We start from the raw sequence: 12,066 nt of genomic DNA, 5'->3' as shown, positions 1-12,066 counted from the left end.
AACCACAACTGAGCGATAATCGAACATTAATAAAGCTATCTATTTTTTAGCTGCATATGGATCAACATCACAAGCCTATGAATTACATGAATTTATTCATGTTTTATGGGCAGATTAATCCACGATTCATTTTTTAGTTATCTTTGTTATCTTAATCACCAGCAGCCACTCGCGCTCGTCACCACAACAAAAACAACAATGAGGTTTGCCCATGGACAGTCCATCGCGTCGTTCGACGCTGACTATTGCGTTGTGCTTTATCGTTGCGCTGATCGAAGGGTTCGATCTGCAGGCCGCCGGCACTGCCGCCGCCGGGTTACGTCAAACGTTCGCCCTGGATCCGAAGATGCTCGGCTGGGTGTTCAGCGTCGGCATCATCGGTCTGCTGCCGGGGGCGTTCTTCGGCGGCTGGGTCGCCGACCGCATCGGGCGCAAGAAAATCCTGGTGGGTGCCGTGCTGCTGTTCGGGCTGTTTTCCCTGAGCACCGCGTTTGTCGACAGCTACGCCAGCCTGTTGCTGGTGCGCTTTCTCACCGGCCTGGGCCTGGGCGCCGCACTGCCCAACCTGATCGCGCTGTGCGCCGAAGCGGTGAGCGAACGCAACCGGGGCACGGCCATCAGCGTGATGTACTGCGGGGTGCCGCTGGGTGGCGCATTGGCCGCGGTGGTGGCGATGTTTTCCAGTGAGCACTGGCAGACCACCTTTATCATCGGTGGCCTGGCGCCGTTGCTCGCCGTACCGTTGATGATCCTGCTGCTGCCGGAGTCCAGCGCCTTTCGCCAACAGCGCGACACTCCGCACGGCGCCCGCCCTTCTACCGGCCAGGCGCTGTTCGGCGAAGGTCGCGCCCGCACCACACTGGCCTTGTGGCTCAGCTATTTCTTCACCCTGACCGTGATGTACATGCTGCTTAACTGGCTGCCGTCGCTGTTGCTGGAGCAAGGTTTCAGCAAGCCCCAGGCGGGCATGGTGCAAATGCTCTTCAATATCGGCGGCGCCCTCGGTTCGCTGCTCGGTGGCGTGCTGCTGGACCGCTGCAATGCCGTCAAAGTGGTGCTGGGCGTGTATGCCGGATTGCTCGCAGCGTTGGCCGGGGTCGGGTTGTCGGTGGGCATCGTGCCCATGGCCATCGCCGGTTTTGCCGCCGGCCTGTTCGTCATGGCCGCGCAGTTGGTGCTGTATGCATCGGCACCGCCCTCCTACCCGACCTCGGTGCGCGCCACCGGTGTCGGTGCCGCGGTGGCCGTCGGCCGCCTGGGTTCGGTGGCCGGGCCGCTGGCGGCCGGGCAACTGCTCGCCGCCGGCGCCGGCACCGCCGGGGTACTGCTGGCGACCTCCCCCGGGGTGGTGATTGCCGCACTGACCATCATCAGCGTGATGGTGCGTACGGCGCCCACTAGAACTTATGCAGCCAATTGAGCACCAGTTTGTTGCCCTGCGTGCGGTTCTCCGCCTGCTGCTCGAAGTAGGCATTTACCGATAGCACGTCTTCCTTGCTGAACCCGTAGACCAGGCCTGGGCCGATGGCCCAGACCTTCTCCCGACGCCCGCTCACGGCGTGCCCATCGACCTGGGTGTCGGTGATCTGCTTCAACCAGTAGCCGTTAACCCCCACGCTCAGTTGCTGGCTCACGGCATATTGCAGGGTCAGGTTGGCATGCAACGCCTGCCCGGCCTGGGTATCGGAAACATCCCCGAAGCCTGCCTGCGGATCATCGTTCTTGCCATTCCACAGGTACATGAACCGCCCGCTCGTCGACCACTTCGGGCTGAACCAGTACGTCGCCGCGTAATACGGGTTGAATGACCAGAAATTACTGCCTGGGTTGATCGAGCGCTTGCGGTCATAGGCGCCCACCGGCACCGAGATATCGGCTTCGATACGCTGGGTCAACAGCGGGCTGCCATCGGCACGGCTCAGGGTCGGCAGTTGCAGGAAGGGCCCCACAATCACATCACCAAAGCCGGCGCGAGAACTCAGGGCCGCATTGTTCAACCCGTCGTCGACATCCACATGGGCCAGGGAGGTGTTGATCAGGGTGAATCCGGGCATCGCGCCATTCGCCAAGGGTTGGCCGAGGTAGATGATCTGCGTGGTAGGCGCCACCACTTCCACGTCCTGGTTGGGCAGTGCCAGCTTGTGGCCGTTGGCATCATTGAAACGGCTGGCCCGGGAGTACGTCAGGTATTCCTCCAAATACCACCCAGGGCCGGCGGGTGCCGGTGAGCCGTCGTAGAAACTGGTACTGCCCAGATTGAGGCCGGGCAAGTCGTAAGCATGTGCAGTCGATGACAGTGCGATAAAGGTCCCGGCCGCAGCCGCCCGCAAGATAGGCTTGAGCATCTTGTATGTCCTGTATTTTTGTTGTTGTTCAAGACCCCCGGCACGGTGGATCCGCACCGGGGTTTACCGCTGTAGCAACCCCTACACGTAGGTCGCCGCCAACCCACCGTCCACCGGCAGATTGACCCCGTTGATCCAGCGCGCGGCGTCGGAGCACAGGAAGGCGATCACCGCCGCCACCTCATCGGCCAGGGCCGGACGGGTCATGCGCTGGCTGTCCGCCGCCACCCGCTCCGGCCCGAGCATGCTGACAAAATCGTCGAGAATCGGGGTAAATACCGGCCCCGGCGCCACGCAGTTGATACGCACCGAGTGATCACGAAACCAGGCCTGGGATTGCTGGAAGCTCCACACGATCAGCGCCTCCTTGAAGTACTGATAACAGCTGGCCTGCTCCACCGGATTGGCCGCCAGCCATTGCTGCCCGGCCTCGAAGCTTTGCGTCACGGCCAGGGCCTTGTGCAGCTCCAGGCGTTGCGGCCACTGCGCACCGAGCACCGAAGCGACATTGACGATGCTGCCGCCCGCCGCCATGCGTGGCAGCAGCGCTTGAGTCAGGTGCCGCAACCCCAGGTAATTGACCGTGGCCACCGCTTGCACGGGCGCGGTACCGGGCACGCCGGCGATGTTGCACAGCCCATCGACCCGCGCCGGCAGGCGTGCCACCAGGGCATCGATGCTGGCCGGATCGCCCAGGTCAGCCTGGAAGAAGCCATCCAGGGTCAGTTGCGGTGCATGGCGATCAACGCCGATCACCGTGGCACCCTGGAAGCGCGCGAGCCGCGCCAGCTCGGCGCCAATGCCGGAGGCGACGCCGGTGACGACCAGGGTTTTGTTGTGCAGGTTCATGTTCAAGCCCTCTTGTTTTTGTATAGGCATAGGTGGATCAAAGCGATGAGCCAGGGCTCAGAACGGATAGACAGGTGCAGTGTTCTTCACCGTGACCCACTGCCACTGGCTGTACTCGTCCCAATCGGCCGGCCCGCCTACGCTGCCGCCATTACCGGAAGCGCCTCGCCCACCAAAGGGGTTGATGCATTCGTCGGCGACGGTCTGGTCATTGATGTGCAGCAGGCCGCAGTCAAGCCGCTCGCCGATGGCCATGGCACGCCCGACCGAAGGCGAGATGATCGCGGCCGAGAGGCCGTACTCGGTGCGGTTGGCCAGCTCGATGGCCTCCTCGTCGGTGGCAAAACTGACCACCGTGGCCACCGGCCCGAAGATTTCATCCTCAAACGCGCGCATCCCTGGCCGCACACCGCTGAGCACGGTGGGCTGGTAGAACAATTGGTCGTATTCGCCACCCGCCTCCAACCGTGCGCCCGCTTGCAGGCTGTCGCTGACGATCTCGTGCACGCGCTGCAATTGCCGTTGGTTGATCAACGGGCCGAGCGCGGCTTCACCGCGGGCGGCATTGCCCACGGTCAACGCCCGGGCCTTGTCCACCAACTTGCGCGTGAGGCGTTCGGCGATGGATTCATGGGCGAGAATCAAGCCGGTGGCCATGCAGATTTGCCCCTGGTGCAGCCAGGCGCCCCAGGCGGCATTGCTCGCGGCCAGGTCGAGGTCGGCGTCTTCGAGAATGATCAGCGGGTTTTTGCCGCCCAGTTCCAGCGCGACTTTTTTCAGGTGGCGTCCGGCCACTTCGGCGACTTTGCGCCCCGCCGCCGTCGACCCGGTGAACGCAATCATCTGCACATTCGGATCGCGGCACAGCGCCTCACCCGCCGGCGCGGCGCCGGGCAACACCTGCAGCAGGCCCTTGGGCAAGCCCGCCTCCTCGAACAGCCGGGCGATGAGAAAACCACCGCTGACCGGGGTCTGCGGGTCGGGCTTGAGCACCACCGCATTGCCCGCCGCCAGGGCCGGCGCCACCGAGCGCAGCGACAGCACCAGCGGAAAATTGAACGGTGAAATCACCCCGACCACGCCATGGGGCTGACGCCGGGCATAGGACAGGCGACCGGCCGCACTGGGCAGCACCAGCCCGTGAGGTTGGGACAACAGCCCCGCCGCCTGATACAGCAGCACAATCGCTTCGCGCACTTCGTGTTCACCCTTGAACAACGCGCCGCCGGTTTCCCGCGCGACGTACAGCGCCAGTTCGGCAAAGGACTGCTGGGCCAGGTCCGCCGCCTTGCGAAACACCTCGGCGCGCTCCCGTGGGCCGAGTGCTGCCCAGGCCGGCTGCGCCAACGCCGCGCTGCGGCAGGCGACGGCGATGTCGGCCGGGTTGGCCATGGCGCAGCGCATCAGGGGTTCGCCGGTGGCGGGTTCGATCACCGGGATCACGGACCCCGAGGCGGGTATCCAGTCGCCGTTGAACAGGCATTCGGACGCAATGGCCCGCTGTAGCAAGTGGGTGGTTTCAGGTACTGACATGGCAACTCCCGGTTCTTGTAATTGTCATCGCCTGCACAGGGTGCAAACGCCGCATCAAGCCTTGAGCAAAGGCTGTGCCGCTTGCACGCAACAACGCTGACATAAAGCATCGAGGGCTCTGGGACGGGGCCTGGCACACACCGCTCATACCTCACCCGCCAATCGACTGCAAAAACCGCAGCGCTGCCACTTGTTCAATTGATAAGGTTATGTTTAATAACTATCTGAGCAGTTACTCATATCGATCACTCGCTTTGCAGGGGCATAACAATGACTAATCCCCCCAGCGCGCTGCCCGACGACCGGGTGGCCAGCGCGCCCTACCATCCGCGCGGCGACAGCCGCCAACTCAGTGACAGCAGCTCGCCCACCCCGGCGGAACTGACTGACTGCCTGTTCTTCTCGCCCGAAGACGGGCGTATCTGGCTCAACGATCAACGCATGGTGTTGCTGCACGGTTCGTCGTTCGGTGCCCTGCGCCGGGAAGTCATCGAGCGCCTGGGGCTGGAGCAGGCGCGTGGCCTGTTCACCCGCACCGGTTATGTCTCCGGCGCGCGGGACGCGCGGTTGATCCGCGAGCGCTGGCCACAGGCCGATGCCGCCGCGGTGTTCCGCGCCGGGACCCACCTGCACACCCTGGAAGGCATGACCAAGGTTGAACCGCTGCACTTCAAGTTCGATGCCGACTCGGGGTTCTATGAAGGCGAGTTCCTCTGGCACCACTCCTGCGAGGCCGATGAACACGTGGGCGCCTACGGCATCGGCCAGGACCCGGTGTGCTGGACTGAAACCGGCTATGCGATCGGTTTTGTCAGTGGCCTGTTCGGGCAAATGGTGATTTTCCGCGAGGTGGAATGCCGGGGCATGGGCCACCGCTGTTGCCGGGTGATCGGCAAGACCGCGGAGCAATGGGGTGACGTCGAGCAGGACCTGCGCTACCTGAATGTGTCCCAGGCCGTCACCAACGCCACGGTCGCGCCCACGCCCGACCACCCGGTGAACCACAGTGCCAGGGCCAACCCGCCGCAAACACTGGTGGGTGCGAGTGCGGCCTTCAACGCCGCGACACAAGCCCTGCAACGTGTCGCACTGACCCCGGCAACGGTGTTGATCAGCGGCGAGTCAGGGGTCGGCAAGGAGATGTTTGCGCGCCAGTTGCACCAGCTCAGCCGCCGCCAGGACAGCCCGTTCGTGGCGCTCAATTGCGCCGCCATTCCGGACAACCTGATCGAGGCCGAACTGTTCGGTGTCGAACGCGGCGCCTATACCGGCGCGACGCACTCGCGGCCTGGACGTTTCGAACGGGCCCAGGGCGGCACGCTGTTTCTGGATGAAATCACCAGCCTCAGCCTGGCCGGGCAAAGCAAGTTGCTGCGGGCCTTGCAGGAACGGGAAATCGAACGGGTCGGCGGAGTGCGCGGTATCAAGGTGGATGTGCGCGTGGTGGCTGCCACCAATCTCGACCTGCGTAAAGCCGTGGCTGACGGCAGCTTTCGTGAAGACCTGTTCTACCGCTTGAATGTCTACCCCATCGCCCTGCCCCCGCTGCGCGAACGCCGGGACGACATCCCGCTGTTGATCAATGCGTTCCTCACGCGCTTCTGCCAGGAATACGCGCGAACGCCGGCGGGCCTGACCATGCGCGCCCTGAAGGTGTTGCTGCGCTATGACTTCGCGGGCAATGTGCGCGAACTGCAAAACCTGATCGAACGCGGCCTGATCGCCAGTGACGAAGGCCAACCCATTGACCTGGTGCACCTGTTTCGCAACGAACCGATGCCGGCCGATCCCTACGGCCTCGACGACCACGGCAGCCTGTCCAACAGCGCACCGCCGCCGTGCCTGGCACTGTTCGACACCCTTGGCCAACTGGAACCGGGGTTTTCCATCGAAGGCCTTGAATCGCGCCTGCTCAATGAAGCCCTGCAACGCAACGCCGGCAACCTGGCCGCCGCCGCCAGGCTTGTGGGGCTCAGCCGCGCTCAATTTGCCTACCGGTTGAAGAAGCATCAGCGGCAAATCCCTTGAATGCCAATTAGTGCTTTAAAAGCTTTACCCAATTAAGTATTTTGCAGGGATACCGGGGCGATAAGCGCCCCTCTTTTTACTCGTGACAAGGATCTCCTGTGAGCGGACTGCGTGAACGTCAGAAAGCCGAACGCCGGCAAGCTATCAGCAAGGCCGCGATCGAGCTGTTTGAGCGCCAGGGTTTCCAGAACACCACCATCGAACAGATCGCCAGCCAGGCCGGGGTGTCGCCGCCGACGGTGTTCAAGTACTTCGGCAACAAGCAGGAAATCATCCTGGAAATCCTGCACCACGCCGATCAGCGCGCAATCAGCGACACCCGCCGCGAGATCCACACAATCGACGATCCGGTCGAAGCGCTGTGCCACCTGGAAAGCCTGCTCACCGGCTATGCCCTGGAAGTCATGCACCCCAGCCTCTGGCGTGAACTGCTGCCGCTGATCCTGTTCGGCGGCAGCAATGAACTGCCGGCCGGTTATCGCGCCATGAACGATGCGCTCAGGGCGCAAATCAGCGAACTGCTGCGGGAACTGCAACGGGCCGGCAAGCTGCGCCCACAACTCGATGTGGAATTGGCCGCGTTCCTGTTGAACGACTATTCGCACCTGCAACTGTTCAGGCTGGTGAACCAGGAACACCCGGATATCGACGCGCACTCGACCCAGGTCAGGCGTATCACCGAGCTGCTGTTCTACGGCATGCAGGCCTGACAGCTTCCAGGGCCGGGCCTCAGTAAAAGCGATAGCAACGAATTACCACCTGGTCGGCGCCCGGGTAATGCACCAGGCCGATAAAACTTGAACGGGTGAGCCAGTCCAGCCGCCCCTTGGGCACCTGAAACACCGGGGTGCAGGTGCAGCGGTACTCCGTCTCAGGAATCGGCCATTGACCGTCGCGCTCCATCTGGCGCCCGTACTCAGTCATGGTCAATATGCCGCGGTTACGGATGTTGACCACCTCGCCTTCGTCGGTCCTCAGGCTGTAGCGGGCATCCAGTTGACCGATGCCATCCGGGCGTAAAACAAAACAATCGTCTCCGCCCGCCAGGACCTGGCCGCTGATGCCGACCCCATCGAAGTCCCCGCCCACAATCGGGTAGTTGCAGCGCAGGCCTTCAACGCTGTCGCCCAGGGTCACACCCGGCCCTATCGCGACGCGCAGGGTCAGCACCCGCTGCAAGTTGGGGGCAATGTCAATCCGTTCAGTCATGGCAAGCTCCAAGCCCGGCGCACACGCACCGGGCCACACTGATCAGCGGTTGCTCTTGATGGCCGTCCAGGTGCGGGTACGGATGCGCTCCACGGCGGCCGGAATCGGTTCCAGGGCGAACAGGGTCTTGCGCGCTTCCTCCGGCACATACATGTTGGGGTCGTTGCGGATGCTGGCGTCCACCAGCGCAGTGGCGTCCTTGTTCGGGTTGGGGTAGCCGATCCTGTTGCTGATGCGCGCAATCACGTCCGGGCGCAGGATGTAATTGATGAACGCATGGGCCTCCGCCAGGTCGGGTGCCTTGGCCGGGATCATCATCACGTCCGCCCACATCGGCGCGCCTTCCTTGGGCAGTGCCATCTCGACCTTGACGCCCTTGCCGGCGGCATCTGCCAGTCGCGTGGCCAATGCGACACCGCCGGACCAGCCCACGCCCACACAGATATCACCGTTGGCCAGGTCCATGCCGTAGCGCGACGAATTGAAGTAAGTGACGTAAGGGCGAATCTTCATCATCACGGCCTGGGCTTGCACATAGTCCTCACGCTTTTGGCTATTGGGGTCGAGGCCCTTGTAGTGCAAGGCAATCGGCAGGATCTCGTTGCCGGCGTCGAGGAAACCCACGCCACAACTGGCGAGCTTGGCGAGGTTTTCTTCCTTGAAGATGATGTCCCAGCTGTTCATCTGCACGTCAGGACCCAGGGCCTTGCGCACCTTGTCGACGTTGTAGCCGATCAATGTGGTGCCCCATAGGTAAGGCACGGCGTAGCGGTTGCCGGTGTCACCCACGGCTTCCAGGGATTGCATGAACTGCGGGTCCAGGTGCTGCCAGTTCGGCAACTGCTGGCGGTCCAGCGGCTGCACGGCCCCGGCCGTGATCAAGTGCCCCAGGTTGGCGGTGCCGGGGAACACCACGTCATACCCGGAGTTGCCCGTCAGCAGCTTGGACTCCATGGTTTCGGCACTGTCGAACACATCGTAAATCGGGCGAATGCCGGTTTCTTCCTGGAAACTCTTGAGCACTTCGGGTGGCAGGTATTCGATCCAGTTGTAGATCCGTACGGTGCGTTCTTCAGCCAGGCAAAAACCACTGATGAGCAACGAGGCGACAGTGCCCAGCACGGTGTTACGCAAAAATCTGTTCATGATCAAAACACTCCAGCGCGGCCGCGATGGCTCGCAGCACTTAATAGCGGTAGGTGAAATACAGTTCCAGCGCACTGAACATCTGGTTGTTACCGAACACCTGTTTGGCGGCGGCCAGCGGCTTGACCCAGTTGTAGGACAGCGACGTATAGAACGACGGCGTGGGCGTCCAGTCGAGGAAAACCACACTTTCGTCAGCAAAGCGCCGATCGCTGACCGGCGCGCCCATGTAGTTTTTCTCGTCCAGCCAGAACTGGTAGTGAATCGCGCCGAGGGCCAGGGTGTCGTTGAGGTGGGTCTTGAGGGAGAACTGCTGGACGTTTTCGTTGCTGTTGAACAGCAGGTAGTTGCCGACCACATCCCCGACCAGCCACGTGCTCCAGTCGACAAAGCCCTTGCTCAGTGAATCCCAGGCTTTCTGGCGGTTGTCGGTAAGGTTGTCGTCGCCGGAAAAGCTCGCGTAGCGGTAGCCAATGATCGGCGTCAGCGGCAAGGTAGTGAAGGCATAGTCGGCCTGGGCATACCAGGCGTTGGCATCGTAGTCGACACCCTCGCCGCTGCCGCGCTCCAGCGCGTATTCGGCATTCAGGGTCAGCGCCTGGACGCCGGGCACCTTGGCGTTGAGCGCCCTGACGTTGTACACCTGCATCCCGTCCCGACGGCGCGGCAGCGTGCTGCCCCGGGGGCCAAGGGCATTGACCTTCATGGCCATGGCGCCGAGCGTAACCTGGTCATCGAGGTTGTAATCCACGTTCACGCCGGTCATGCGGAAATCGCCCAAGTCGTCATCGGTACGCAAGGTGAAGGCCTGGGACTTCAGCGCGTCATGATCCCAGGCCAGGATCGCTGAGTCCTTGAACGCAGTTCGCGGGCCGAGCCAGTAGGCGCCGTCCTTGTACTGGTCGAGGTTACCGTCCATGACGATGAACCCCGTACCGATCATGTAGTTCTGGCGGCCGGCGGTGAACTTCCACTCGCCGACGCGAAAACCGCCGTAGAGTTCTTCGGCTGCGACCTTGCCGTCGGAACTGCGGCTGAAGCCTCCCGCATCGCCATCGCCGAAGGTGCTCGCCGCCACCAGGGAACCGCCGGCCAGCAGGCTGAAATCCGGTTGCAACGCATACTCAAGCTTGACCCCCGGCTTTACGTAGACCTCTTGCCAGTTGATCCGGGCGCCGCCGTTTTTACCGTTGCGTGCATCGACCTGGCCGCTGCCGAAGTTGACGCCACGGGTAAACAGCGTCGCCCCACCCGCCGTGAGATTGACTTCACCCTTGAGATCGCCGTCCTCAAAGGTGTAGCCCGCCAACGCGACGTGGGTGGTCAAGGGTAAGCCGAACGCTAACAGCGCTCGGGAAAAACGCTTGGTGAAAACCATAAGAAGCTCCTGTGGAATTATTGTTGTTACAGGGCAGTCAATGGCGACGCAGAGCGCCGCCAACACCTGGGCAAGCCAGGTGAATAGAACGCAAGACTCTTATTGTTTGGGCGTGGGTCAGCGACTCAGGTGGGCGGCGATCGCGCGCAGCATGCGCACGCTGTCGTTATCGAACGGGCTGACTGCATCGGTGAGCGACGATTGCTTGACGATCACCACGCCGGACGGTTTGTCGATGAACAGGTATTGGCCGTGGATCCCTCCGGCCATCAGGGCTTGGCTGTGGTCGTTGAACACGTACCACTGGCTGCGATAGGACGCACCGGGCGTCCAGCTGGAGAACTCGGCATTTTGCGCGTAGATCGCCGGATCAGCGCCGGCGGCGATACGGGCCACGGTCTCAGGCGACAGCAGCTCAACGCCGTCCTGGCGACCGTCGTTGGCGAGCAGGCGACCGAAGCGCGCCATGTCTCTCAAGGTGGCACTGAAGCCCGCCCCGGCAACGTTACGGCCCCAGGGATCGGCCATGAAATAACCGTCGCGTTCGCACCCCAAGCGCCCCCAGATCTGTTCCAGCATCTGACTGCACGCCTGGCCCGAGGCACGTTCCATGACCCATGCCAGGACTTCGGTGGTGGCGGTCACGTAATGGAAAAAGCCGCCGTGTGCGCCACGTTTTTTCAGTGACGGCAGGTATTGGTACAGCGATTCAAACTGGGCGTATGGCGCCGGTGCCGGCTGGAAACCGCAGGCATAACCGTACTGCGAACTCTCGGAGGCGGGATCGTCATACACCTCGCTGTAGTCGATGCCCACGGCCATATCGAACAACTGGCGCACGGTGGCATCGCCAAACGCACTGCCCACCAGCTCAGGCACGTAGTACGCGGCGGACAGCTCAGGCTTGAGCATGCCGTTGGAAACCAGTTGTTCGCCGAGGGTGCCGATCAGCGACTTGGTCACCGAAAACATGATGTGCCGGTCATCCGCGCGCTGGCCGTTGAAGTAGCGCTCGAACAACACCGTGTCGCCCTGCATCACTAAAAAAGCGTCGGTCTGGCTGGCCACAAGGTGTTCGATCACGCTGATGCTGAGCCCGCATTCGCTGTCGAAACACAGCGGGTCCAGCGCTGTGGGCGCTTCCTTGAGCTGACCGGCAGGCCTTGAACCCGCCGCCACATCAATCGTGGGGCGCAGCCGCGCCAGATGACGGAACCCCCACTGGCTGAAGGGCGCGCGCATCCAGTTGTGCCACGTTACCCGGTGATTCGGCTCGGCCGGGAAGCCCTGCATCAGCACAGGTGCCACGGGGGTTGCAAAGCACGACTCATTGGCCTCGACGTAAAGAGTCGCCAGTACAGACGGGGTTTTAAGGCTCATCGGGATAACCCTGAAGATGACTCTGCATGGGAGCAGATGCACAGGAATAATTATCCGATATTTTGTTTTAGTCAATAAAACTATTTACTCGTTAATTTTACAAACAGTTGTACGACAACGAATACACGCATGATAGTATTTCTCATGCAGCGGACGTTCGATTCGCTGCACCAGTGGCAAGGACGTCCGCTCGAGAAA

General features: G+C 62.2%; 10 protein-coding genes. 3 read left to right on the top strand and 7 right to left on the bottom strand.

What is annotated here, in order from left to right:
- Positions 1–211 precede the first annotated feature (211 nt).
- Positions 212–1,420 (top strand): 3-(3-hydroxy-phenyl)propionate transporter MhpT, encoded by a 1,209-nt coding sequence (gene mhpT, locus V3W40_RS15035; protein ID WP_065947035.1) that lies wholly within the window; start codon positions 212–214, stop codon positions 1,418–1,420.
- Here mhpT and V3W40_RS15030 read toward each other — a convergent pair.
- The 3 genes from V3W40_RS15030 to V3W40_RS15020 form a co-directional block, all read right to left on the bottom strand.
- Positions 1,398–2,345 carry a SphA family protein gene (locus V3W40_RS15030; RefSeq protein ID WP_065923819.1) on the bottom strand — a complete coding sequence of 316 codons (948 nt, stop codon included), beginning with the start codon at positions 2,343–2,345 and terminating at the stop codon, positions 1,398–1,400. The genes mhpT and V3W40_RS15030 overlap by 23 nt on opposite strands.
- An 81-nt stretch (positions 2,346–2,426) precedes the next feature.
- A complete protein-coding gene (locus V3W40_RS15025) occupies positions 2,427–3,194 on the bottom strand; it encodes a coniferyl-alcohol dehydrogenase (RefSeq protein ID WP_330215248.1) in 768 nt (255 codons plus the stop codon).
- A 57-nt stretch (positions 3,195–3,251) separates the two neighbouring features.
- The gene (locus V3W40_RS15020; protein WP_330215247.1) at positions 3,252–4,727 is read right to left on the bottom strand and encodes a benzaldehyde dehydrogenase; all 1,476 of its coding nucleotides are present in this window, start codon (positions 4,725–4,727) and stop codon (positions 3,252–3,254) included.
- A 270-nt stretch (positions 4,728–4,997) separates the two neighbouring features.
- Here V3W40_RS15020 and V3W40_RS15015 point away from each other — a divergent pair, with 270 nt between their 5' ends.
- Both V3W40_RS15015 and V3W40_RS15010 read left to right on the top strand, forming a co-directional pair.
- The gene (locus tag V3W40_RS15015) at positions 4,998–6,755 is read left to right on the top strand and encodes a sigma-54-dependent Fis family transcriptional regulator (protein ID WP_074845862.1); all 1,758 of its coding nucleotides are present in this window, start codon (positions 4,998–5,000) and stop codon (positions 6,753–6,755) included.
- A 98-nt stretch (positions 6,756–6,853) separates the two neighbouring features.
- Positions 6,854–7,465, top strand: a complete 612-nt coding sequence (locus tag V3W40_RS15010; RefSeq protein ID WP_065926266.1) for a TetR/AcrR family transcriptional regulator — start codon at positions 6,854–6,856, stop codon at positions 7,463–7,465.
- A gap of 19 nt (positions 7,466–7,484) precedes the next feature.
- Here V3W40_RS15010 and V3W40_RS15005 read toward each other — a convergent pair whose 3' ends face one another.
- From V3W40_RS15005 to V3W40_RS14990, 4 genes are all read right to left on the bottom strand, one after another.
- The gene (locus V3W40_RS15005; RefSeq protein ID WP_330215246.1) at positions 7,485–7,964 is read right to left on the bottom strand and encodes a DUF3237 domain-containing protein; all 480 of its coding nucleotides are present in this window, start codon (positions 7,962–7,964) and stop codon (positions 7,485–7,487) included.
- Between the two features lie 42 nt (positions 7,965–8,006).
- The gene (locus tag V3W40_RS15000; protein ID WP_330215245.1) at positions 8,007–9,110 is read right to left on the bottom strand and encodes a polyamine ABC transporter substrate-binding protein; all 1,104 of its coding nucleotides are present in this window, start codon (positions 9,108–9,110) and stop codon (positions 8,007–8,009) included.
- Positions 9,111–9,150: 40 nt separating this feature from the next.
- A complete protein-coding gene (locus tag V3W40_RS14995; protein WP_330215244.1) occupies positions 9,151–10,488 on the bottom strand; it encodes an alginate export family protein in 1,338 nt (445 codons plus the stop codon).
- A gap of 117 nt (positions 10,489–10,605) precedes the next feature.
- Entirely contained in the window at positions 10,606–11,868 is a 1,263-nt protein-coding gene (locus tag V3W40_RS14990) for a serine hydrolase domain-containing protein (protein WP_330215243.1), read from the bottom strand.
- Positions 11,869–12,066 lie beyond the last annotated feature (198 nt).

The organism is Pseudomonas sp. AM8 (genome assembly GCF_036346475.1).
GTDB classification, from domain to species: Bacteria; Pseudomonadota; Gammaproteobacteria; order Pseudomonadales; family Pseudomonadaceae; genus Aquipseudomonas; species Aquipseudomonas marginalis.
The sequence above is the reverse complement of the archived record's forward strand: the minus strand, read 5'-3'. Positions and strand labels throughout refer to the sequence as shown.